This window comes from Ornithinimicrobium cavernae (assembly GCF_003121625.1).
GTDB classification, from domain to species: Bacteria; Actinomycetota; Actinomycetes; order Actinomycetales; family Dermatophilaceae; genus Ornithinicoccus; species Ornithinicoccus cavernae.
This window is the reverse complement of sequence record NZ_QDDJ01000001.1, coordinates 80,308-103,788: the sequence shown is the minus strand read 5'-3', so window position 1 is coordinate 103,788 and position 23,481 is coordinate 80,308. Positions and strand designations below refer to the sequence as shown.

At 71.2% G+C, this 23,481-nt stretch carries 20 protein-coding genes, 1 tRNA gene and 1 riboswitch; of the genes, 12 read left to right on the top strand and 9 right to left on the bottom strand.

The window, feature by feature from the left end; all coding sequences use genetic code 11:
- Nucleotides 1-35: 35 nt before the first annotated feature.
- The 8 genes from DA085_RS00520 to DA085_RS00485 all read left to right on the top strand — a co-directional run bounded on the left by DA085_RS00520 (nucleotide 36) and on the right by DA085_RS00485 (nucleotide 8,194).
- Nucleotides 36-2,000: a histidine kinase gene (locus tag DA085_RS00520; protein WP_154402047.1), complete on the top strand. Its 1,965-nt coding sequence runs from the start codon at nucleotides 36-38 to the stop codon at nucleotides 1,998-2,000.
- The gene (locus tag DA085_RS00515; protein ID WP_109470977.1) at nucleotides 1,997-2,653 is read left to right on the top strand and encodes a response regulator; all 657 of its coding nucleotides are present in this window, start codon (nucleotides 1,997-1,999) and stop codon (nucleotides 2,651-2,653) included. Before DA085_RS00520 ends, DA085_RS00515 begins: the two co-directional genes overlap by 4 nt.
- 78 nt (nucleotides 2,654-2,731) lie before the next feature.
- A complete protein-coding gene (locus tag DA085_RS00510) occupies nucleotides 2,732-3,844 on the top strand; it encodes a carboxylate-amine ligase (RefSeq protein WP_109470976.1) in 1,113 nt (370 codons plus the stop codon).
- Between the two features lie 106 nt (nucleotides 3,845-3,950).
- Nucleotides 3,951-4,457, top strand: coding sequence for a SigE family RNA polymerase sigma factor (locus tag DA085_RS00505; protein WP_109470975.1), 507 nt, complete (start codon nucleotides 3,951-3,953; stop codon nucleotides 4,455-4,457).
- Nucleotides 4,450-5,922, top strand: coding sequence for a hypothetical protein (locus tag DA085_RS00500; protein ID WP_109470974.1), 1,473 nt, complete (start codon nucleotides 4,450-4,452; stop codon nucleotides 5,920-5,922). Before DA085_RS00505 ends, DA085_RS00500 begins: the two co-directional genes overlap by 8 nt.
- 81 nt (nucleotides 5,923-6,003) lie before the next feature.
- Complete coding sequence (gene arsB / locus DA085_RS00495; RefSeq protein ID WP_109470973.1) at nucleotides 6,004-7,104, top strand: ACR3 family arsenite efflux transporter; 1,101 nt, start codon at nucleotides 6,004-6,006, stop codon at nucleotides 7,102-7,104.
- Nucleotides 7,105-7,117: 13 nt separating this feature from the next.
- A complete protein-coding gene (locus tag DA085_RS00490; RefSeq protein WP_202619052.1) occupies nucleotides 7,118-7,750 on the top strand; it encodes an arsenate reductase ArsC in 633 nt (210 codons plus the stop codon).
- Nucleotides 7,751-7,777: 27 nt separating this feature from the next.
- Nucleotides 7,778-8,194: an arsenate reductase ArsC gene (locus DA085_RS00485; protein WP_109470971.1), complete on the top strand. Its 417-nt coding sequence runs from the start codon at nucleotides 7,778-7,780 to the stop codon at nucleotides 8,192-8,194.
- 75 nt (nucleotides 8,195-8,269) lie between these two features.
- Here the strand turns inward: DA085_RS00485 and DA085_RS00480 are convergent, their stop codons facing one another.
- The 3 genes from DA085_RS00480 to DA085_RS00470 are packed head-to-tail and all read right to left on the bottom strand — an operon-like array spanning nucleotide 8,270 to nucleotide 11,253.
- Entirely contained in the window at nucleotides 8,270-8,647 is a 378-nt protein-coding gene (locus tag DA085_RS00480; RefSeq protein ID WP_109470970.1) for an ArsR/SmtB family transcription factor, read from the bottom strand.
- Between the two features lie 16 nt (nucleotides 8,648-8,663).
- The gene (locus tag DA085_RS00475) at nucleotides 8,664-9,902 is read right to left on the bottom strand and encodes an MFS transporter (protein WP_109470969.1); all 1,239 of its coding nucleotides are present in this window, start codon (nucleotides 9,900-9,902) and stop codon (nucleotides 8,664-8,666) included.
- Between the two features lie 13 nt (nucleotides 9,903-9,915).
- Nucleotides 9,916-11,253: an NAD(P)-binding domain-containing protein gene (locus tag DA085_RS00470; protein WP_109470968.1), complete on the bottom strand. Its 1,338-nt coding sequence runs from the start codon at nucleotides 11,251-11,253 to the stop codon at nucleotides 9,916-9,918.
- A 94-nt stretch (nucleotides 11,254-11,347) separates the two neighbouring features.
- Here DA085_RS00470 and DA085_RS21910 point away from each other — a divergent pair, with 94 nt between their 5' ends.
- From DA085_RS21910 to DA085_RS00455, 3 genes are all read left to right on the top strand, one after another.
- A complete protein-coding gene (locus DA085_RS21910; RefSeq protein WP_109471205.1) occupies nucleotides 11,348-12,196 on the top strand; it encodes a metalloregulator ArsR/SmtB family transcription factor in 849 nt (282 codons plus the stop codon).
- Nucleotides 12,197-12,289: 93 nt separating this feature from the next.
- Nucleotides 12,290-12,516, top strand: a riboswitch (cobalamin riboswitch).
- Nucleotides 12,517-12,655: 139 nt separating this feature from the next.
- Nucleotides 12,656-15,181, top strand: a complete 2,526-nt coding sequence (locus DA085_RS00460) for a ribonucleoside-diphosphate reductase subunit alpha (protein ID WP_109470967.1) — start codon at nucleotides 12,656-12,658, stop codon at nucleotides 15,179-15,181.
- 60 nt (nucleotides 15,182-15,241) lie between these two features.
- Complete coding sequence (locus DA085_RS00455) at nucleotides 15,242-16,243, top strand: ribonucleotide-diphosphate reductase subunit beta (protein WP_109470966.1); 1,002 nt, start codon at nucleotides 15,242-15,244, stop codon at nucleotides 16,241-16,243.
- A 61-nt stretch (nucleotides 16,244-16,304) separates the two neighbouring features.
- Here DA085_RS00455 and DA085_RS00450 read toward each other — a convergent pair.
- Nucleotides 16,305-16,381 (bottom strand) — tRNA-Pro (locus DA085_RS00450).
- Nucleotides 16,382-16,450: 69 nt separating this feature from the next.
- On the bottom strand, nucleotides 16,451-17,377 hold the full coding sequence (locus tag DA085_RS00445; protein WP_109470965.1) for a metallophosphoesterase: 927 nt from the start codon (nucleotides 17,375-17,377) through the stop codon (nucleotides 16,451-16,453).
- 58 nt (nucleotides 17,378-17,435) lie between these two features.
- Between DA085_RS00445 and DA085_RS00440 the strand changes: the two genes are divergently transcribed.
- A complete protein-coding gene (locus DA085_RS00440) occupies nucleotides 17,436-17,900 on the top strand; it encodes a GatB/YqeY domain-containing protein (protein ID WP_109470964.1) in 465 nt (154 codons plus the stop codon).
- 15 nt (nucleotides 17,901-17,915) lie between these two features.
- Here DA085_RS00440 and DA085_RS00435 read toward each other — a convergent pair whose 3' ends face one another.
- The 4 genes from DA085_RS00435 to DA085_RS00420 are packed head-to-tail and all read right to left on the bottom strand — an operon-like array spanning nucleotide 17,916 to nucleotide 23,448.
- Nucleotides 17,916-20,498 (bottom strand): transglycosylase domain-containing protein, encoded by a 2,583-nt coding sequence (locus tag DA085_RS00435; RefSeq protein WP_109470963.1) that lies wholly within the window; start codon nucleotides 20,496-20,498, stop codon nucleotides 17,916-17,918.
- 30 nt (nucleotides 20,499-20,528) lie between these two features.
- The gene (bagB, locus tag DA085_RS00430) at nucleotides 20,529-21,659 is read right to left on the bottom strand and encodes an ArsA family ATPase (protein ID WP_419866485.1); all 1,131 of its coding nucleotides are present in this window, start codon (nucleotides 21,657-21,659) and stop codon (nucleotides 20,529-20,531) included.
- Nucleotides 21,656-22,681: an ATPase BagA gene (gene bagA / locus DA085_RS00425; RefSeq protein WP_109471204.1), complete on the bottom strand. Its 1,026-nt coding sequence runs from the start codon at nucleotides 22,679-22,681 to the stop codon at nucleotides 21,656-21,658. Before bagA ends, bagB begins: the two co-directional genes overlap by 4 nt.
- Nucleotides 22,678-23,448: an alpha/beta fold hydrolase gene (locus DA085_RS00420; RefSeq protein WP_202619051.1), complete on the bottom strand. Its 771-nt coding sequence runs from the start codon at nucleotides 23,446-23,448 to the stop codon at nucleotides 22,678-22,680. Before DA085_RS00420 ends, bagA begins: the two co-directional genes overlap by 4 nt.
- Between the last annotated feature and the right edge of the window lie 33 nt (nucleotides 23,449-23,481).

Below are 23,481 nucleotides of genomic sequence, written 5' to 3'. Positions count from 1 at the left end.
TGTGCAGCACGCCACCGCTCACCTACGCTCACACCATGCAGCGCCTGTCGACCCGAGCCTCGTGGTGGATGACCGCGGCGAGCTTCTCGTGGGTGTGGGGCCTGCTCTCGGTGGCCTGGCCGCCGCGCTACGCGCTGTGTCTCGGCTTGGCGGTGTGCTTCGGTGTCACCACCTGGGTGGCGACCCGGTGGCCCTGGCCGGGGGTGGTCCTCACCTCAGCGGGTCTGGTGACGCTGGGGCTGCTCGGGATCGGCACCGAGGAGCCGGCGCCCCTGGGGCCGTTGTTCATCGTCATCGTCACGGTCAGCTACCTCGTGCCGCCGCGCTGGAGCGTCCTCGTTGTGCCTGTCCTGCTGACCGCTACCGCCCTGCCGGCCCGGTGGGACCCGGCGAGCGTCGTCTTCGGGGGCGCCCTGCTCTTCCTCCCGTGGTGGTTCGGCGTGCAGGTCCGGGTGCGCGATGCACGTCGCCGGGAGGCGGCCGAGGACCTCCGGCGCCTGACCGGGGTCGACCCCTCGGCACTGGCGCGGCAGGCGGCCGTGTCGGAGCGGGACGATGTGGCCGCCTCTGCCTTCGCGGTCCTGGGGCACGCGGTGGGCCTGATGACCGAGATGGCCGTGGCAGCACGTGAGTCGCTCGATCTCGAGGCGATCGACTCGATCCACCGCAAGGGAGAGGAGTCGACGCAGCGACTCCGAGCGCTCCTCGTCCTGCTGCGGGACGAGGCACCTCCGGTGGAGGCAGGTGCCGGGGCGCAGCCGCCTGCCGGTCCACCGGCACGGCCCGAACGTGCCGGGTGGTGGCAGGCCGCCCTCGGTGGGTGGCCCGCCCTCCTGATCCTGCTCGACGTGGTCACCGCGCCCTTCCTGTCGGCCGCGCTCCGGGGGACGAGCGGCGCCGTCCACGCGACGCCGCTGTTCCTGCTGCTGGTGGTGCTCCCGCTCATGGTCGCGGTCGTGGTGCGGGACCGCTGGCCGGTGCCAGCGCTCCTCGGTGCGTCGGTCGTCCTGGCACTCGGCGCGGTGGCCGGGATCGCGGAGGTCGGCCGGGACGGCCTGTGGCTGATGATCCTGGCCATGGCGCTGTCGTGGTCGGCGGGCCGGGCCGGGACTCCGCGTTCCCTGGCTGCCTGGTTCGTCTTCACGATGACCCTGGGCTTCCTGGTCTGGAGCGACACCCCCTACTACCTGCCGATCTACCTCGCGATGGAGGCCCTGCCCTTCGGTGCGGCGGCCGTCTGGTCGGGGCACCATGCCGCCGAGACGGCGCACCTGGGCCAGGCACAGGCCAGACAGGCGGAGATCGAGGCCGCCGAGCGGGCAGCGGTGTCCCAGGAACGGCTCCATCTCGCGAGGGACCTGCACGACGCGGCCAGCCACGCCGTCGGGACGATGATGATGCAGGCCAACGCGGCCCGCGTGCTGCGAGAACGCGACCCGGACGGGGCGCGGGCGGCGCTGGCCGCCGTCATCGACATCGGCAGGGAGGCGGCTGCCGAGCTGCGGGCGATCAGAGGATTCTCAGGCGAGGTGCCGCAGGGGAGCCTGCGCTCGCTGGGTCGTGGTGCGGACGGGGCCGGGGACGTGGCCGAGGCGATCGCACCGCTGGTGACCGCGGCCCGTCGCACGGGAGCGCACGTCCGGACCGACCTCGACCTGAGGGCCGTTCCCTCACCGGAGGACGTGGTGCTGCTCCTGCGGGTGGTGCGCGAGGGGCTGGCCAATGCGGTGCGCCACGCCCCCGGGAGCGAGGTGACCGTCGCGGTCAGCGTCACCCCGTCCACGCTGCTGACCGTCGTCGCCAACGGCCCGGCACGACCCGATCCACGACAGGATGGGGCCGTGACAGCACCCATGGGGCTGGGCCTCGGCCTCCGCGGCCTGCGCGAGCTGATCGGTGAGCGTCAGGGCGAGCTGAGCGCTGCCGCGACCCGGGCTGGTTTCGAGCTGCGGGCCAGCTTCCCCTCCCACCACACGCAGCGTGAGGCGGTCGTTCCGTGATCAGAATCGTGCTGGCCGATGACCAGGCCCTGCTCCGGGCGGGACTGCGGTCGGTGCTTGCCGCCGAGGAGGACTTCACTGTTGTCGGTGAGGCGTCCGACGGCGCGCAGGCGGCCCGGACCGCGCAGGCGCTGGACGCTGACATCGTGCTCATGGACATCCAGATGCCAGGAGTTGACGGCATCGAGGGTGTGCGCCGCATGGTTGACAGCGGGGTGCGTGCCAAGGCGCTCATGCTCACCATGTTCGACCTGGATGAGTACCTCTACGGCGCGCTCAAGGCCGGGGCCTCCGGCTTCCTGCTGAAGTCGGCCCAGCCGGAGGAGATCGCGCGGGCGGTGCGCGAGGTGCACGACGGGTCGTTGCTCTTCTCGCCGACGGTCACCCGACGGTTGGTCGAGGCCTACGTCCGGACCCCCCTGCCGACAGAGGGCGTCCCCGAGGAGCTCTCCGCGCTCACGCAGCGCGAGCTCGAGGTGGTCGCGGGGATCGCGAGAGGGCTGTCCAACGTCGAGATCGGGACCGAGCTGTTCCTCGGCGAGACGACCGTCAAGGCGCACGTGAGCCACATCCTCAACAAGCTCGGCCTGCGGGACCGGGTCCAGGTGGTCGTCCTGGCCTACGAGACCGGTTTCGCGGGCCGGGCCGTCTGACGGCGTCGGGCCGGTCCCGAGTGGTGGGACGGGCCAGGCCAACGCGCGGCGTGCAGCCCGGTGGCCCAGACTCGACCTATGAGGACCGTCGGTGTCGAGGAGGAGCTGCTCCTGGTGGACATCCGGGACGGTCGCGCGCAGTCGGTCCAGGGGCAGCTCGTCCTCCGTTCGGCGCTCGGCGGCTCGGGCATGGCGGCCGAGGGTCTGGGCGGCGCGGTCGAGGGGGAGTTCCAGCAGGAGCAGCTCGAGACGCACACCGCCCCGGTGCACAGCCTCTCCGAGCTCGAGGACCAGGTGCGCCACTGGCGCAGCGAGGCGGCCGAGGCAGCGCGCGGAGCCGACTGCCGGATCGCGGCGTTGGCGACCTCGCCACTGCCCACCGGGCCGACCCCCGCCGCGGGCGAGCGTTACGCCTGGATCCGGGAGCGCTACCAGCTCATCGCCCGGCGACAGCTCACCTGCGGCCTGCACGTGCACGTCGCCGTGGACTCCGATGAGGAGGGGGTCGGTGTCCTGGACCGGATCCGTGGCTGGCTGCCGGTGATCCTGGCCCTGAGCACGAACTCGCCCTTCGCCGAGGGGGAGGACACCGGGTTCCAGAGCTGGCGCACCCAGATGATGCGTGGCTGGCCATCGAGCGGGCCGACGAGCCTCTTCGGCTCCGCCGACGCCTACCACCGGCTGGTGAATGACATGATCGCCTCGAGCGTGCTGCTGGACGAGGGGATGGTCTACTTCGACGCCCGGCTCTCGCACCACTACCCGACGGTGGAGGTCCGCGCCGCCGACGTCTGTTCGCGCGTCGAGGACACGGTCCTGATCGCGGCCCTGAGCCGGGCGATGGTCGAGACGGCTGCCGCCGAGTGGGCTGCGGGCGCCCCAGCGAGCGAGGTGCCGACGACGCTGATCGGCCTGGCGACGTTCCAGGCCAGTCGGCACGGGATGACCGGTGAGCTGCTGGACCCGGTGACGATGCGCCCCCGTCCGGCGTGGGAGGTCATGGACTCGCTGCTGGGTTGGCTGCGCCCTGCGCTCGAGGCGGCCGATGACCTGTCGCGGGTCCAGTCGGCCCTCGACGTGATCCGGGCCGAGGGGACCGGCGCAGGTCTGCAGCGGGTCACGCTCGAACGCACCGGACAGCTCGTGGACGTCGTCGCCCAGGCCGTGCGGAAGACCGCCGAGCAGGAGTGACCCGCCGGAGTGGCACTCCCTCCCTCTCAACCTTTCGGCAGGCAGGCCCGTTGTAGAGGATGGGCCCGTCCCGACGCGACGGGCCGCACGGCGAGCCGAGGAGAGCATGAGACCAGTTAATGAGGAGGAGTTCGCAGACTTCGTCCGCGCCGTCTCCCCACGGCTGCTGACCTCGGCGTGGATGCTCAGCGGCGACCCGCACGTCGCCGAGGAGATGGTGCAGGAGGCGCTGGCCCGCGTCTACCCGAGCTGGCGCAGAACGCGGCTCGACAACCCCGCCGCCTACGCCCGGCGCGTGCTCGTCAACCTCAACACCGACCGGTGGCGCAAGGGTCGCCGCGAGGTACTCACCGATGACGTGCCGGAGGTGAGGGCCACCGTACTACCGGGACCCGGTGGCCAGGTCGACCTGGGACTCGACCTGGTCAGTGCCCTCAAGACTCTGCCGCGCCGTGAGCGTGAGTGCGTGGTCCTCAGGCACTACCTCGACCTCTCCGAGAGGGACACTGCGGCAACGCTCGGCGTCTCGACCGGCACGGTCAAGAGCTCGACCTCCCGCGGGCTGGCCGCACTGCGCACAGTCCTCACAGAAGGGACACCCACCCATGCCTGACCACAACCCCGGCGGCAACAACGTGCCGCTGAGCGCCACGGAGCTGTTCGACCGGGCCGCCGAGCTGGCGCCGGCGATGTCCGTAGACCCGGATGCCGTTATCACCGTCGGACGCCGCAGGGTTCGCCGCCGTCGCCTCTCCGCTTTCGGTGCGGGCAGCGTCGCCCTCGCGATGGCCGGTGCCCTGTGGTTCGGTGGACCGCTCGACCCGTTCTCAGACCCTGACGCGCTGCAGCCGGCGGGGATCACCTGGCAGGACGGCGTGGAGGTCGACCTGTTCGACAACCAGCCGCACAGCAGCGAGCTGGGTCGTCAGCACTGGTCAGGTGAACTGCGTAGCGGCGAGGGCGACGCTCAGCCGGAGCTGGTCCTCACGCGCGACGGAGAGCAGCTGGGCCCGATCGCTGCGCAGGACGGTCCCGGGGACGTGATGGTCTTTCACGCCGATGGCCTGGCCGTCGCCGCGTGGCAGTCTCCGACCGGCAGTCTCGGTGAGTGGCCCTTGTGGACGCCTGGGATGGAGGCCGGTCAGGCGTCGTCGGTCGACGTTGAGGGGAGCGAGCTCCACTACGCAGTTGCCGAGTTCGTGCCGGGGGCCGAGCCCGGGCTCGAGGAGCTCTACTGGTTCAGCGAGGACGCTGGCTACGCTGCGAGCGGTGCGCCGGTGGAGAGCACGGTCCTCACGGCCGGGGAGTCGACCTCGATCGTGATGATCGACGAGGCCAAGCAGGTGTGGGCCACGGGCGCACCGATGCCCGGTGCGGCACCTGGCCTCAGGGTTCACGCTGAGCGAATGGTCGCCGGAGCCGGCCTTACCGGCTGGACGGGTCACGTGGCCGCGGCCGCCGCCGTCGGCGTGCTGCCTCCCGGGGCCTCCCTGTCCCGGGACGAGGGCGAGAGCGCCACGTTCGTGGAGGACGGCCTCGGGTCTCACACCGTCGTCCTCGCCTCAAGTCCGGCCACCCGCGCGACGGCACCGGTCATCAGGTTCACCGTGGACGGGAGCGTCCACACTCTGACCGACTACCTCGAGCGCGACGTGAAGACGGTGACTGTGGCCGGCGCAGGAGTGCAGGTGGACAGCACTCCGAATGGGCTCCAGCTCTTCGTGGCTCCCGGGCGGCTCGCGCTCGTCCCGAGCCAGGAGCTGGACGGGGACAGCGCCGTGCTCGGCTCTGTGGGTGACGGTCACCTCCTCGTGGTGCCGGACTGGGAGCCCGACGGGGACGTGGAGGACCTGCGGGTCCTGCGGGTCCAACGGGGATCCGACGCCGAGCAGTGGGCCCCCGTCGACTCCGCCCTGACCACCACACTCTTCGACGGCACACCGCTCATCGTGCTCGGCCTCGATGGCGGCACGCTCGAGGAGGGTGAGTCGGTCGTGGGCGTCGGGGTCGCGGACGGTGACGAGGTCGTGCCCTATCAACTCAAGACAGGAGTCCGCACCGGAGACATCGACCTGTGAGACCCTGGCGGTCATATTGACATTGCTCTATGTGGTTCACGATGATGTCCACATCAACGGATATCAATAGATCGGATCACGATGAGTCAGATTGCGCCCGCGGCCCAGAACGCTGTGCGTCAGGCCCCCGCGCACCTGTCGACGACGGACAAGTACCTCCCGGTGTGGATCGGCGTCGCGATGGTCCTGGGTTTGCTGCTGGGGCGCCTCGTGCCCGGGCTGGGGGAGGCCCTCGGCGCGGTGGAGATCGATGGGGTGTCGCTGCCGATCGCCCTCGGGCTGCTGGTGATGATGTACCCGGTGCTCGCCAGGGTCCGCTACGACCGCCTGGACACGGTGGTTGCCGACCGGCCGCTGCTGCTGAGCTCGCTCGTGCTGAACTGGGTGGTCGGCCCCGCCCTGATGTTCGCGCTCGCCTGGATCTTCCTGGCCGACCTGCCCGAGTACCGCACCGGCTTGATCATCGTGGGCCTGGCCCGGTGCATCGCCATGGTCATCATCTGGAACGACCTGGCCTGCGGTGACCGCGAGGCAGCTGCGGTCCTGGTCGCGCTCAACTCCGTCTTCCAGGTCATCGCCTTTGCCGGGCTCGGCTGGTTCTACCTCTCGGTGCTGCCCGGGTGGCTCGGGCTGGACCAGGCGGCCCTGGACGTGAGCCCGTGGCAGATCGCTACCTCCGTCCTGATCTTCCTGGGCGTCCCGCTGGTGGCGGGTTGGCTCTCCCGGGTCTGGGGAGAGCGCGCCCGGGGCCGCGAGTGGTACGAGGAGACCTACCTCCCGAAGGTCGGTCCCTGGGCGCTCTACGGGCTCCTCTTCACGATCGTGCTCCTGTTCGCCCTGCAGGGGGAGCAGATCACCTCGCGCCCGCTGGATGTCGCACGCCTCGCCGTCCCGTTGCTCGTCTACTTCGCGACGATGTGGGGCGCGGGCTACCTGCTGGGCAAGGGTCTGGGGATGTCGTACGAGCGGACGACAACGCTGGCCTTCACGGCGGCGGGAAACAACTTCGAGCTCGCCATCGCCGTGGCCATCGCGACATTCGGCGTCACCTCCGGGCAGGCCCTGGCCGGTGTCGTCGGCCCGCTGATCGAGGTGCCGGTTCTCGTCGGCCTCGTCTACGTCTCGCTCGCTCTGCGCCATCGGTTCCCACACCAGGAGGTTCCTGAGAATGTCCGCGCCTGAGACTCCCACTGCTATGGCCACGACACCGGATGACGCCTCGGCCGCGGCGGCTGTGAAGGGTGCCATCCATGACCTGGCCTACGCCTTCGAGGGCACCTTCACCGGAGAGGACGTGGAGCAGGCCGTGCGGACCGCATGGTCCGAGCTGGCCGCGGTCTCCCGCGTCCAGACCTACCTGCCGGTCCTAGCCACCCGGCTCGCCCGGGAGCGGCTCACGGCCGCCGCGCAGGCGGAGGGCCGGATCGTCAAGACCGTCCCGGAGCTGCTCTTCGTCTGCGTCCACAATGCCGGCCGCTCCCAGATGGCTGCCGCGCTCGCCGCCCACCTGGCGCCGGGTGGGGTGCACGTGCGGTCGGCCGGGTCACGGCCGACGGGCGAGCTCAACCCGGTGGTGGTCGAGGCACTGGCCGAGCGAGGCATCAGCCTCGCCGAGGCGTTCCCCAAGCCACTGTCCGACGACGTGGTGCGCGCCGCTGACGTCATCATCACCATGGGCTGCGGTGACGCGTGTCCGATCTATCCCGGCAAGCGCTACCTCGACTGGGACGTCGCTGACCCGGCCGACCAGCCCCTTGCCGTCGTCCGGGACATCCGCGACGATCTCCAGCAGCGTGTCTCCGGACTGCTGCGTGAGCTCAATCTCTGATTCATTCCTGCCGAAAGGTCTTCTCTCGTGACCGACAAGCCCACCGTGCTCTTTGTCTGTGTCCACAACGCCGGCCGCTCCCAGATGGCCGCAGCCTTCCTGCAGCACCTGTCAGCGGGACGGGTGGAGGTCCTCTCCGCCGGTTCGGCGCCGGCGGACCAGGTCAACCCCGCGGCTGTGGAGGCCATGGCGGAGGAGGGCATCGACATCGCCGCCGAGCAGCCGAAGGTGCTCACCGACGGCGCGGTGCGCTCCTCCGATGTGGTGATCACCATGGGCTGCGGGGACACCTGCCCGATCTACCCGGGCAAGCGTTACGAGGATTGGGAGCTCGACGACCCGGCCGGGCAGGGGGTCGACGGGGTCCGACCTATCCGTGACGAGATCAGGCGGCGCGTGACCGACCTGATCGAGTCCCTCGGACTCCCGGTCGCCACGAGCTGACGGACGGCGCCGCCGCTGCTGCACTGTCGGGCAGGGAGCCTCAGCACCAGGCGTCGCGGCAGCAGGCGCCGCAGCTCAGCAGCACGCGTCGCGGCTCTTCCGGACCGGGAGCGCGAGGAAGGACCCGACCCGCTCCAGTGCCTCGGGACGGATCGTGTAGTGCACCCAGCGGCCGCGCCTGTCCCGCTCGACCAGCCCCGCGTCATACAGCTTGCGCATGTGGAAGGACAACGTGGGCTGGCTGATCCCCAGGGCGCCCGGCAGATGGCAGGCGCAGGTGGTCCCGGACTCCGACTCGGCGAGGTAGTGGAGCAGCCGCACGCGCGTGGGATCGGCTAGTGCCTTGAACACGACGGCCAGGTCCTCGGCCGGCTCCCGGGACATCAGCTCGCAGTCCGCGCCGGGGCAGCACTCGTCGTCCTCGGTGTGCTGGTGAGCGGTGACCTGGGCCATCGCACCAGCCTACGTCTCATATCGACGACCGTCCATGTTTACCGCGGTGTTGTCCGAGCGCCCGCGGGTGGCTGAGCAGGCTGAGGCCGACAGCGGCCGCGTTGACGGCGGCCAGGGCGAGGAAGGCGACGGAGTAGCTGCCGAGCAGGGCGGCGAGCTGGGCGCCGACCCAGGGGGCCAGGGCGATGGCCACCGTGATCGGCGCGGTGAGCACGGCCGTGAGCTGTCCGTAGTGCCCGGTGCCCCACCGGTCGGTCACAGCCGTGGCCTGGATCAGGGTGAACATGCCGCGGCTGGCGCCGGCGAGCAGCACCACGCACACGATGGGCACCAGGGCCTCCAACAGCCCCAGGGCGGCCGTGGTCACCGCGAGGACCCCGATGACCAGGACGGTCCTGGAGCGGGGAGAAAGTCGTCGGTTCAGCACGCCGAACCCGAGCCGACCGACGACCTGGCCCACGCCGCCCAGGCCCAGCACCACCCCGGCCGTGGTGAGGCTGATCTCCCGCTCGGCCAGCAGCGGCACGAGGTTGACGACGACCGCGAAGGCCGAGAGCGCCGTGAGGGTGAGTGCCCCGACCAGCGCGATGAAGGCGGGGCTGACGATCACGGTGCGGGGTCGGGACCGAGCCCCCGTCGCTGTGGGAGCGGACGGCCAGGATCCGCGCAGGCCCCACAGGTGGGCGGGCACGGTCACCACCGCGAGGACCAGCGCGAGGACCAGGAAGGTGTCCCGCCAGCCCAGCCATCCCGACAGGGTGGCGGTCAGCGGGGCGAAGACGGTGCTCGCCAGCCCGCCGGCGACGGTCAGGATCGTCAGGGCGCGCACTCGGTCCCCGTCCCCGTGCCACCGGGTGATCGCCGCGAAGGCGGGCGGGTACAGCACCATCGACATCGCGGCACCGGCGACCAGCCAGGCCACCGTGAACCAGGCCAGCCCGGGAGCCCTGGCCACGAGGACCACGGCCGCCGCTGCCAGCACCGAACCGCCGCCCATCAGCCAGCGTGGCCCGTGGCGGTCCACGTGGCGACCGACCCAGATGCCCATCAGCGCCGCCATGAGCTGGCCCACCGTGAAGGCACCCATCACGCGCTCCAGGCCCCAGCCGGTGTCGGCGCTGATCCCTGGTGCCAGCACGGGGAAGGCGTAGAACAGGACGCCCCAGCTGGTGATCTGGGTCAGGCAGAGGGCCCCCGTGACCCGCCGGCGACCGGATCGGTCGAGTCCGGTCGGCTCCGTCGTCCTCGGGGTCACCCTCCGTCCCGCGTCAGCGCGCCGCGGTGGGTGAGAGCTCGACCAGCTGTGCCCCGGTCGGGCCGCAGCAGCCGCCACCGGCTTCGGCGGCAGGCTCGTCGAAGACGCCCGCGCCCCCGCACACCCCGGTCTCCGGAAGGACCAGCTCCACCCGCTCGGCGGCCGCGGTGTCCCCGGCGATCGCGGCCACGATGCTGCGGACCTGCTCGAAGCCGGTGAGGGCCAGGAACGAGGGGGCGCGACCGTAGGACTTCATCCCCGCAAGGTACAACCCGACCTCGGGCTGGGCCAGCTCTCTCACCCCGTGGGGGTAGACCGTGCCGCAGGAGTGCACGTTGGGATCGATCAGCGGGGCGAGCCGGCGAGGTGCCTGCAGGGCGGGGTCGAGGTCGAGCCGGACCTCCGAGAGGTAGGTCAGGTCCGGCCGGAACCCGGTGGCCACCACGACCTCGTCGACGTCCTCGACCCGCTGACCGTCCAGGGCCTCGACCGCGAGCCGACCGGACTCCTGCGCGCGGACCGCGACCGTCCGGAACGTGGTGCGGCGGGTCACGAGTGCGGACTCCACCACCTCCTGGGCCCGGCGCCCGAGCGCCCCGCGCTCGACCAGCTGGTCGTTGTCGCCGCCACCGAAGGAGGCGCCCGCGCGTCGGACCAGCCAGGTCACCCGTGTCCCGGGGTGGTCGACCGCGAGCCCTCCCAGCGACACGAGCGTGCTCTGTGCCGATGCACCGGTGCCGGCGACGACCACGTGCCGACCGGCATACCGCTCGCGCACCACCGGATCGGCCAGGTCCGGGATGCCGTAGGCGATCCGGTCGGCGTGCTCGGTCTCGCCGGCCGCGGGGTAGCCCTCGGTCCCCAGCGGGTTGGGCCTGCCCCACGTGCCCGACGCGTCGATCACGGCACCGGCCAGCAGCCGCACGGGGCCGGCGGCGGTCTGGGCGTGGACGACGAACGGCTCGGCCTCGCGCTCCGCGCCGACCATCACATCGCGACCCGACCGGGCGACGCCGGTGACCCGGTGCCCATAGGCGATCTGTATGCCGTCCTGCTGGGAGAGCGTCTCGGCCAGCGGCTCGAGGTAGACGCTGGCCCAGTCGGCTCCAGTGGGATAGGTCGCCGGGTCAGGGGCCAGCCACCCGTTGGCGTGGAGCAGCTCCACCGCCGCGGGGTCGACCAGCTCGGACCAGGGTGAGAAGAGCCGCACGTGACCCCAGCCCCGCACCGCGGAGCCGGCGGAGGACCCGGCCTCCAGCACGATGGTCTCGAGGTGACGGGCGTGAGCGTGTGCCGCCGCGGCGAGCCCGACGGGGCCCGCTCCGATCACGACAACAGGATGCTGGTGCATGACTTGCTCCTTAGATCGATGGGCGTCGATGGACACAGTATCGACGGGCGTCGATCAACGCAACCATCGATGTGCGTCGATGTATCCTCGGCTCATGACCTCGATCGCCGAGCCTGTCCAGTCCACCGCCCTCACGGCGGACACGGCGGGGACGTATGCCGAGTGGTTCGCCACCCTGGCTGACCCCACCAGGGTGCGGCTGCTGCACGCGGTCGCCACGGCCCCGAAGGGGTCGGTCCGCGTCGGTGACCTGGCGGAGAAGCTCGAGATCAGCCAGTCCACCTGCTCGCACCACGTCCGCAGGCTGGCGGACGTGGGGTTCCTGCACGTCGACAGGGTCGGCACCAGCAGCGTGGTCTCGGTGAACCAGTCGTGCTGCGTCGGCCTGCCGCACGCGGCCGACGTGGTGATGGGCGCCCTGCAGAACGCTCCCTGCTGCCCCGCTGACCTCCCGGACGACGTCTCCGTCCGCGCGATCGAGGACTCGGACCTGCCGGCGGTGCTGGCCATCTACGCCGAGGGGATCGCGAGCGGCAACGCGACCTTCGAGACACGGGTCCCCACCGCGCGGGCCCTGCGGCGCCGCTGGTTGCCCGGCCACGCCTGGGTCGCCGAGCGCGGTGGGGCCGTCGTCGGCTGGACGGCCCTCAGCCCGGTCTCCGACCGCGAGTGCTACGCCGGGGTCGCCGAGTCCACCGTGTATGTCGCGGCGTCGGCTCGCGGCACGGGTGTCGGCAAGGCGCTGCTGTGGCGTCAGGTGAACGAGGCGGACGACGCCGGACTGTGGACCCTGCAGACCTCGATCTTCCCGGAGAACCGCGCCAGCCTGGCGCTGCACCACTCGGCCGGATACCAGACCCTGGCCGTGCGGCACCGCATCGCCCAGCTCGACGGGGTCTGGCGCGACACGGTCCTGCTGGAGCGTCGTCGCGCGGGGGACTGAGCTCCGGCGTCCGTCGTCCTGCGCAGTCGTCCACGTCGAGTCCTCTTGCAGCAACACAAGATGTAGGGGTTACACGGCTGTAGTTCCTGGTATATGGTGTCGACCAGCAGCTGGTTCGACCCTCACCCCCGGGTGGTGGTCGTCGCAAGAGGGAACCCGGTGAGAGTCCGGGACTGCCCCGCAGCGGTGAACGGGAACGACCTTCGCCATACGCACTGGACCGATCCAGGTCCGGGAAGCGGCGAACAGTAGGCGTCCCGGGACGAAGGTCCCGGGGCTGGCCCGTGAGTCCGAAGACCTGCCAGTGCACCGCCGTCCCGACGACGGCGGTGGTCCGCGACCGCGTGGGACGGTCCAGGGCCCGGACTGCGACACCCCGCACAGGGTGCACGGCAATCCCGACCCCTCCCCCCGCGCCGAGCGGTCCTGCTCCGCTTCGAGTTCACGAGGGGTGAACCGATGACACTCACGGTCATCAAGCGCGACGGCACGCGCACGGCATACGACGGTTATGAGGTTGCCAGGTCCATCGAGTCCGCGGCCCGCGGTCTGGACGATGCCCTCACACGCAGCACCCAGCTCCAGACCGAGCTGGAGATCACGCTCTTCGACGGCATCACGAGCGCCGAGCTGGACCAGGCCGTGATCCAGGTGGCGCTCCAGAACGTCAAGGACGACCCGGACTACGACGTCATCGCCGCACGGCTGCTGGTCAAGTCGCTCTACAAGGCGGTCTTCGGTGACACCCACGACCTGTTCGGGGACGGCGACACGGGCACCCTTGCGCGGTTGCACCGGGACCACTTCCCGGGCTTCATCGAGCGCGGCGTGCGCTCGGCCCAGCTCGACCGCCGGCTGACCGAGCTGTTCGACCTGGAGCAGCTGGCCGCCGCGCTGGAACCGTCACGCGACGACCTGCTGCGCTTCATCGGCGCCCAGACGATGCGCAACCGCTACCTGCTGGACGGCGCGGACGGCGAGCCGCTGGAGGTGCCACAGTTCTTCTGGATGCGCGTGGCCATGGGGTTGGCCCTCACCGAGGACGACCCGACCGCGGCCGCTGTCACCTTCTACGACAAGATGTCCCGCCTGGAGTACCTCGCCGCCGGATCCACCCTGGTGAACGCGGGGACGGCGTACTCCCAGCTCTCCAACTGCTTCGTCATGCAGATGGAGGACGACATCGAGCACATCGCCAAGAGCGTGCGCGACGTGATGTGGCTGACCAAGGGCACGGGGGGCATCGGCCTGTCCGTCTCGAAGCTGCGCAGCGAGGGCAGCCCAATCCGGTCGAACAACACCGCCTCCACGGGCCCGATCCCGTTCATGCACACCATCGACTCGACGCTACGCGCGGTGAGTCGGGGTGGGAAGAAGTTCGGTGCCCTGTGCTTCTACATGGAGAACTGGCACCTGGACTTCGCCCAGTTCCTGGACCTGCGCCAGAACTCCGGTGACCCGTACCGGCGCACCCGCACCGCGAACACCGCCGTCTGGATCTCCGACGAGTTCATGAAGCGGGTCGAGCAGGACGAGGAGTGGTTCCTCTTCGACCCGCTGGAGACGCCGGACCTGGTCGAGGCCACGGGCGCGGAGTTCTCCCGGCTGTATGCGGAGTACGTCACCCGGGCGAGGGCCGGGGAGCTGCGCCACCGCCGCCTGAGGGCACGGGAGCAGTTCCGGGCGATCCTGATGTCCCTGCAGACCACGTCCCACCCGTGGCTGACGTGGAAGGACACCATCAACACCCGCGCCCTGAACCACAACACCGGCACGATCCACCTGTCCAACCTGTGCACCGAGATCTGCCTCCCCCAGGACAGGGACAACGTCTCCGTGTGCAACCTCGCCTCGATCAACCTCTCGCGGCACCTCAGCGGTCGTCGGGCCGCCGCGCGGATCGACTGGGAGCGCCTGGCTGAGTCGACGCGCCTCGCGGTGCGACAGCTCGACAACCTCATCGACATCACGATCAGCTCGGTGCCTGAGTCGGAGCGCTCCAACGAGCTCAACCGTGCCCTCGGCCTGGGGGTCATGGGGTTCACGGACGTCATCGAACGCTTCGGCTGGTCCTACGAGTCCGAGCAGGCCTACGACCTGATCGACCAGGTGATGGAGTTCGTCAGCTGGCACGCGATCGACGCCTCGGCCGACCTGGCGCGCGAGCGGGGCGCCTATCCGAACTTCGCGGGGAGCCGGTGGAGCCAGGGCATGGTGCCGATCGACTCCCTGGGGCTGCTCGACGCCGACCGTGGCTCGCCGGTGGAGGTGGACCGGACCACCCGTCTGGACTGGGACACGTTGCGGGACAAGGTCCGCGGTGGCATCCGCAACTCCACCCTGATGGCGATCGCCCCGACCGCCTCGATCGGCCTGGTCGCCGGCACCACGCCGGGCCTCGATCCTCAGTTCAGCCAGATCTTCAGCCGGTCCACCAGCTCGGGCAAGTTCCTGGAGGTGAACCGCAACCTGGTGCAGGACCTGCAGGAGGCGGGTCTCTGGGAGCAGGTGCGGGAGGAGCTGCTGCGGCAGCAGGGCGACCTGTCCGCGGTCGACGGTGTGCCCGCCGAGCTGCGGGAGATCTATCGGACCTCCTTCCAGCTCTCGCCGTATGCCTTCCTGCGGGTCGCGGCCCGGGCGCAGAAGTGGATCGACCAGGCGATCAGTCGCAACATCTACCTGGCCAGTCGGGACGTCGGCGAGATGGTGGACCTGTACTCCGCAGCCTGGCGGATGGGCGTGAAGACCACCTACTACCTGCACATGATGCCCCGCCACCAGGCGGAGCAGTCCACCGTGCGGGTGAACAAGGCGGAGACCGCCGCCGGCGCCGACGGCGGCACCCGCCGGGGCTTCGGCGCCCGCCGGGCCGCCCCGGCGACCGGGGCGACCGTCTCCGGCGACGCGACGGTGCTGGCCGTCGTCGATCCGGAGACGTGCCCGATCGACCCGCAGGAGCGCCTGCAGTGCGACTCCTGCCAGTGAGACGCCGCCCCCGACCTGTTCGCCGGAGCCAGCCCTCCGGCATACCCGAAAGGACCTGACATGACCACACCCAGCCCCGGACCGGGCATCCTCGGCACCGGCATCCAGGAGGGCCTGCTGCTCAAGCCCGTCACCTACCCGTGGGCGATGGAGCTGTATGACCAGGCCGTCGCCAACACGTGGTTCCCCAACGAGATCCAGCTGGGGGAGGACCTGGGGGACTTCGGGCGGATGACCGACGACGAGCGGCACGCCCTGACCTTCCTGATGAGCTACTTCAACCCCAACGAGCTGCTGGTCAACAAGGCCCTCGCGTTCGGGGTCTACCCCTACGTCAACGCGGCCGAGTGCCACCTGTATCTGGCCAAGCAGATGTGGGAGGAGGCCAACCACTGCATGGCCTTCGAGTACGTCCTGGAGACCTTCCCGGTCGATCGCGAGCGGGCCTACGAGTCGCACGTCCGGGTGCCGTCCATGGTGGCCAAGGAGGAGTTCGAGGTCCGCTACATCCGCCGGATGACCGAGCAGACGCTCGACATCACGACCCTCGAGGGCAAGCAGGACTTCGTCCGCAACCTGGTCGCCTACAACGTCGTCCTGGAGGGGATCTGGTTCTACTCCGGCTTCATGGTGGCGCTGAGCTTCCGACAGCGGAACCTGCTGCGCAACTTCGGCTCCCTCATCGACTGGATCGTGCGCGACGAGAGCCTGCACCTGAAGTTCGGCATCAACCTGATCCTGACCGTGCTGGAGGAGAACCCGGAGGTCGCCACCGACGCGTTCGCCGAGGAGATCCGGCAGATGATCCTGGACGGCGTGACCATGGAGGAGCAGTACAACCGGGACCTGCTGCCCACCGGGATCCTGGGGCTGAACGCGGACTACATCAACCAGTACGTGCAGTACCTCGCGGACCGGCGGCTGGAGGAGCTGGGCCTCGAGCCGCACTACCGCGTCGACAACCCCGCGAAGTGGATGGCCGCGGCCAACGACACGCTCGAGCTGGTCAACTTCTTCGAGGCGACCAACACGTCCTACGAGGTCAACGCCCGGGCGCACTGAGCACCGGCCGGAACCAGGACCGGCCCTGACCGCGTTTCCGCAGGTCAGGGCCGGTCTTGTGTGGTCGGGGTGACAGGATTTGAACCTGCGACCTCCTCGTCCCGAACGAGGCGCGCTACCAAGCTGCGCCACACCCCGTGGCTCGTGCCGTGCGGCACGCAGCGTCGGCAATGTTAACCCAGGCCGGGCCGCTGGGCCGAATCGCCCTCAGACCAGGGTGAGCAGGGTCGCCTCGGGCCGGCAGGCGAGCCGGAAGGGCGAGTATGGCGAGGCGCCGAGTCCGGCGGAGACCTCCAGCCAGGCGGCGGTCGGCGGAGCGGTGGAGGAGGGGGCCGCACCGGCGCCGGGCCACCAGCGCGACAGGCCCCTGGCGCGGCCGGTGTCGAGGTCGCAGTTGGTGACGAGGGCGCCGTGGAAGGGCAGGCAGACCTGGCCGCCGTGGGTGTGACCCGCGAGGACCAGCCCGGTCCCGTCCGCGGTCATCGCGTCAAGGATCCGTTGGTACGGCGCGTGAGCCACCCCGACGAACACGTCGGTGCCGGGTGCGGCGGGCCCGGCCACGTCCCGGTAGCGGTCGTAGCCCAGGTGCGGGTCGTCCACCCCGACGAACCCGAGCCGGAGCCCGCCCACCTCGAGGACACCTCGGGCGTTGGTCAGGTCGAGCCAGCCGGCCGACGTGAAGCCGTCCACGAGGTCCTGGGTCGGCAGTCGGTGGCCGGTCAGCTCCGCACCCTTGCGGTGGCTGTCGTTGAAGTAGCGCATCGGGTTCTTGGGCGTGGGCGGGAAGTAGTCGTTGCTGCCGAGCACGAAGACCCCCGGCCGGGTCAGCAGGTCGCGGTAGGTGTCCAGGACGGCCGGCACCGCGTCCTCGTGCGCCAGGTTGTCGCCGGTGGTCACCACCAGGTCCGGCTCGAGCGCAGCCAGGGAGCGCACCCAGTCCTGCTTGGCCCGCTGGCCCGGCACCAGGTGCAGGTCGCTGAGGTGCAGGACGCGGAGCGGCTCTGCGCCGTCCGGCAGGACAGGCACCTCGAACTCCCGCAGCGCGAACGCCCGCGGCTCGACCAGCGTGCTCCAGGCGAGCACCCCGGCCCCCAGGCCGGTCAGCCCGGCTGCCACACGCCATACGGAGTTCATCGCCAGATCATCGCAAATCCGGGCGGCCGCCGCGGTGGCACGGTGAGAGACTGGGCCCATGACCGAGCAGACGGCACTCAAGGACACCCTCCAGCGCGACCTGCACGACTCGATGCGCGCCAAGGACCGGGTGCGCTCGGCGACGTTGCGCATGGCGCTCACCGCGATCTCCAACGAGGAGGTGGCGGGCACGCAGGCCCGGGTGCTCAGCGACGACGAGGTGCTCAAGGTGCTCACCAAGGAGGCCAAGAAGCGCAGGGAGGCAGCCGAGGCCTACGTCGGCGCGGGCCGTCAGGAGCTCGCCGACCAGGAGGAGGCCGAGCTGGCCGTGCTCGAGACCTACCTGCCCGAACAGCTGGACGACGCGGCCCTGGACGAGCTGGCCACGGCGGCGGTCGCCGAGACCGGTGCCACCGGCATGGCCCAGATGGGCCAGGTCATGAAGGTCCTGCAGCCGCGGGTCGCGGGCCGGGCCGAGGGCGGCCGGATCGCCGCAGCGGTGAAGCGGGCGCTCGGCGCCTGACCCACCGGCCCCTGGTCAGTCGTTGTCGCGCGGCGGGCCCGGGATCCCGGGTCGTCCCGGGCCGTTGCCCGGCGGCTCGGGGATGCCGGGCTGGCCGGGCATCCCGGGTTGCGGCTCCTCCACCGGTGGATCCTCCTGCTCCGGCGGGTCCTCCTCCTCCGGTGGCTCGTCCGCCGGTGGCGGCTCGGGGGTGTAGGAGCGCGACGCCACCGAACCGCTGGAGACATAGACGTGCACCGTCTTGCCGGCCTTCATCATCGTCCCGGGGGAGGGGGAGGTGTACAGGACCGTGCCCTCCGGCTCGCTCGAGCGCCGCTCGTGGTCCTCGGTGATGAAGCCCGCCTCACCGAGCATGCGGATCGCGTTCTCCAGCGACTGTCCCTCGACGTCCGGCACCGCACGGTCCTCGCCGTAGAGGATCTCGTTGGACGGCTCGTCGAACTCCTCGACCGGCTCGTCCTCGAGGGCGGTGTCCATGAGCTCCTTCCACAGGATCGCCGCCAGCTTGGAGCCGTAGAACCACCCGTCGATCTCGTGGTCGCCCAGCGTGAAGTCCTTGAGGTCGCCGTCGTACTTGGCGCCTGGGCTGCCGATCCACACCGCGGTGGACAGCTGCGGGGTGTACCCGGCGAACCAGGTGTGCTTGCTCTCGTCGGCGGTGCCGGTCTTGCCGCCGGCGGGACGCTCGTCGTCCAGGACGGCGCGGAAGCCGGAGCCGGGCAGGCTGACGACCTCCTGCATCAGCTCGGCGGTGCCGGCCGCGATGTCGGGGTCGATGACCTGCTCGCACTCGGGCAGGTTGAGCGGGATCTCCTTGCCGTCGGCGTCGACGATCTTGGTCACCGGGACCGGCGGGCAGTAGAGGCCGCCGGCGGCGATCGTCGCGTAGGAGGTCGCCACGGTGAGCGGGCTGGCGTTGTCCGCGCCGAGCACGAACGTCGGAGCCACGCTCGCGCCACCGGCACCGTAGGCCTCACCGTCGGCGGCGTGCAGGCCCATCTCGGTCATCGTGTCGCGGATGTTGCAGGTGCCGACCTGGGAGGCGAGGGTCGCGAAGGCCGTGTTCACCGAGGACATGGTGGCCTTGCGCAGCCGGATCGTGGTCTCGTGGTTGGCGCCCTCGGCGTTGCGCACGGCCCACTCCGCCTCGCCGATGCTGCAGCCCTCCTGGAAGTCCTCGGGCTCGAAGATGACGGCCGGCTGGGTGTCTCCCTCGGGCCGCGAGCCGGGGACCTCGGGGTTGCGCCAGTTGTTGTTGGAGTCGACCTGCACCGCGTCGCGGATGTTGATCGAGGCCTCGACGGGGATCCCGGTCTCCAGGGCCGTGACGATCGTGAAGGCCTTGGCGACCGAGCCGATCTGGAAGCCCTCGCTGCCGCCGTAGCGGCTGTCGACGCTCCAGTTGACCGACGTCTCGCTGAACCGGTCGCGGGACTCCTCGATGTTGTACTCCGAGCTCTGCCCGAAGGCGAGGACGTGACCGGTGCCCGGCTCGACCATGGCGGCCGCGGAGGCCAGCTGGTACTCGTTGCCGGGCGGCGCGAACTCGCGGGTCCTCTCCTCGATCAGGTCGGCCAGTGCCGGGTCCAGGGTCGTGGAGATGGTCAGACCACCCGTGGTCAGCTTCTGCTCCCGCTCCTCGCGGGTCGCGCCGAGTGCCTCGTTCTGCAGCAGCCACTCCGTGACGTAGTCACAGAAGTAGGGGTGGGCGGAGTTCATGCAGGAGCGCTGGCTGTCGGTGACGTTGAGCTCGATCTCGGACTCGCGGGCCTTGCGCCACTCGGGCTCGGTGATCATCCCCTGCTGGTACATCTTGTCGAGCACGACGTTGCGGCGGGCCCGGGAGGCGTCGTAGTCGTGGATCGGGTCGGTGATGCTCGGGGCGCGCACGATCCCGGCGAGCGTCGCCGCCTCGGGCAGGTTGAGGTCGCTCGCCTTCACGCCGAAGTAGTGACGGGCGGCCGCCTCGACGCCGTAGACCCGGTCACCGTAGTAGGCGAGGTTGAGGTAGCCCTCGAGGATCTCGTCCTTGGTCAGCCGCTGCTCGAGGGTCACGGCGTACTTCAGCTCGCGCAGCTTGCGGACGTAGCCCTCGATGCCGCTCCGGGCCCGCAGGGCGTTCAGCGCGGCGGCGTCCTCCTCAGCCAGCGCCTCCTGCTGGAGCCGCAGCTTGACGTACTGCTGGGTGAGGGTCGAGCCACCCTGGGTGCTGTCCGACGTCGCGTTGCTCACCAGCGCGCGGGAGAGGGCCCGCAGGTCCATGCCGCCGTGGTCGTAGAAGCGCTCGTCCTCGATCGCGACCTGCGCCTGCTTCATGAACGGCGAGATCTCGTCCAGGCCGACCAGGATGCGGTTCTCCTGCGCCGGGGTGGCGATCAGGTCACCGTTGGCGGCGACGATCCGAGACTGCTGGGCGAGCGGGTTGCTCTCCAGGTCACCCGGGAGCTCCTCGAACAGGCCGACGCCCTCCCGGGCGGCCGTGCCACCGGCGCCGATGACGGGCAGCAGGAGGCCGGCCCCGATGAGACCCATCAGGACCGAGATCGCCAGGAACGCCCCCAACAGGGAGGTCACGCGGGCAAGGGTGGTGGCACGCATGGCCACAAGGGTACCGGCGCACCCTGGAAATCAGGGTGTGCAGAGCGCCTCGGCGACCTCCCGGAGGGCCGGCAGGTCAGCGATGTCGGCACCGGCCAGGGGGACCTGGACGGTCGCCAGCCGGGGGTGGGCGGCGGCGGTGTCGCGGATCAGGCGTCGGTGCCGGGCGGCCACCTCGGCCCGGTCGGCGTGGACCCGCAGCACGGCGGCCGTATGCCGTTCGCCGGACTCCGCGAGTGTCTCCGCCGCGTCCCGGGCTCGGTCCGCGGAGATCCTGGCCCGGGAGACCGCGACGCGGTTGAGGACGAGCCCGGCGAGCGGCATACGGTCCCTGGCCAGCCGCTGCACGAAGTAGCCGGCCTCCCGCAGGGCGTCGCGCTCGGGGGTGGCCACCACGACGAACCGGGTGCCCGGGTCCTGCAGCAGCCGGTAGGTCTCGTCCGCCCGGGCCCGGAAACCGCCGAACACCGTGTCCATGGCCGCCACGAACGTGCTCACGTCGAGCAGCAGCTGCCGGCCGAGGAGCTTGCCCAGCGTGGCGGCCGCCACGGACATCCCGACGCCGAGGGCGCGGGCCCCGACCCGGCCACCCGCGCGTGCCGGTGCAGTGAGCAGCCGGATGAAGCGCCCGTCCAGGAACGACCCGAGCCGGGTGGGAGCGTCCAGGAAGTCCAGCGCGGACCGGGAGGGCGGGGTGTCGACGACGATGAGGTCCCAGCTGTCCTCGGCGTCCGCCTGCGCCCGGAGCTGTCCGAGCCGTTCCATCGCCATGTACTCCTGCGTGCCCGCGAACGAGGAGGACAGGGCCTGGTAGACCGAGTTGTCCAGGATCTGCTGGGCGGTCCCCGGGTCGGCGTGCGTGAGCACCAGCTCGTCGAAGGTGCGCTTCATGTCGAGCATCATCGCGTCGAGCGACCCGCCCGCCGAGGTGTCGACGCCGACGACCGGGCGGGGGGTGTTGTCCAGCTCGTCCAGCCCGAGTGCCTGTGCCAGGCGGCGGGCGGGGTCGATGGTCAGCACGACGACCCGGCGCCCACGCTCGGCCGCGCGCAGCGCGAGGGCCGCCGCGGTCGTCGTCTTGCCGACGCCACCGGCGCCGCAGCACACCACCACCGAGGTGGTGGAGTCGTCCAACAGCGCCCCGAGGTCCAGGTCAGTCACGGTGCCACCCCCTGCGCGGCGAGCTCTGCGGCCAGCCGGCGCACCGCGTCGGGACCGACGCCCTCGGGCAGGTGCGGCAGCGTCAGCACCGGCCGGCCCGCGCCGACGACGGCGTCCTCGAGCGTCGCCTCCAGGTCCCGGCGGGTCACGGCCTCGGCGGCGGTCTGCACCAGGCCCTCGATCATCGCGGGGGAGGTGCGGATGCCCACCGACTCCAGCCGCTCCGCCAGCCGGGCCGGGTCGGTCTCGCCGGCGGCGACGACCTCCACGTCCTCGCGGACCGAGGCGTCCGGGGTCTGGTTGACCACGAGCGTCCCGATCCGCAGCCGGTCGGTCTCCAGCTCCGCCGCGGCGTCGAGCGTCTCCTGCACCGGGAGCTGCTCGAGCAGGGTCACCAGGTGCACCACGGTGGTGCCGGAGTGCAGCAGCTGGCGGATCGCGTCGGCCTGGTTGCGGATGGGGCCGACCCTGGCGAGGTCGGCCAGCTGACCGGTGACGTCCAGGAAGCGCCCCACGCGTCCGGTCGGCGGGGCGTCCAGCACCACGGCGTCGTAGGCCGGTGGCTCACCGAGGTGGCGTCCGCGCCGCGACCCGGGGGCACGGCCCGAGGCGGTGCGCCGGACCGACTCATAGACCTTGCCGCCGATCAGCACGTCCCGGACCCCGGGCGCGATGGTCGTCGCGAACTCGATCGCTCCCATCCGGTGCAGCAGGTCGCCCGCCCGCCCGAGGCGGTAGAAGAGCCGGAGGTACTCGACCAGGGCGGCGCCGGCCACGATCGACAGGCCCCAGACCTCGCCACCGTCCAGCCCGGTGGAGACCTCCGTCTCCTGGGTGCCCAGCGGGGCGACGTCCAGGACCTGGCTGATGCCCTGTCGCTCCTCGGTCTCGACCAGCAGCACGCGCCGGCCCTCGCCGGCCAGGGCGGTCGCGAGGGCCGCGGCGACGGTGGTCTTGCCGGTGCCGCCCTTGCCCGTGACGATGTGCAGGCGGGGCTCCGCGTCGGTCCCGTGCCAGCTCACGGCGCCGCGGTCCGACCGGTGCCGTGGAGCGCGCGGACCTGCTCCACCACGGTCGGCCACGCCGCGGACCCGGGGTCGATGAGGTCGTAGTGGTCGACGTCCTCCAGGACGACGAGCTGGTCGCGGCCTGCCGTGGCACTGCGCGTCACCCAGGACTCGGACACGGCCAGCGGGACCTCCTGGTCCTCCCGGCCGTGCACCACGCGGACGGGGGCCGGGGTCGGCCCGAGCTCGGCCGGGTCGGCGCCCAGGGACGGCTCACGCTGCCAGTCGCTGCAGCCCATCAGCGCGTCGACCGCACCGTCGTCCAGGCCCAGGCCGCCGATCATCCGCAGGTCGAGACAGCCGGCCAGGCTGACCGCGCCGAGCACCCCGACCGCCTCTGGTCGGTGCAGCAGCCAGACCGCGAGGTGGCCGCCGGCCGAGTGACCGACCAGCACGGTGGGGTCGGGTAGCCCGTCGTCCGCCCGGACAGCGGCCAGGGCCGCCGCGACGTCCTCGCCCGGGCCGGGCCAGGTGCCCCCGGGCATGCCGGTGCGCCGGTACTCCGGCAGCGCCACCGCGTAGCCGGCGTCGGCCAGGGCCGCGGCCATCGGCCGCAGGTGGCTGCGGTCCCACTCCGCCCGCCAGAACCCGCCGTGCACCAGGACCACCGTGACCTCCGACGCAGGACCCAGCCACACGTCATACAGCTGGGTGGGGTCGGGCCCGAAGGTCGTGGTGCGGTCCGGCTCGCGGGCGGGGCGGGTCAGGACGTCACGGGACACGGCACCAGTCTGTACCAGGTGGGGACCGGGTAC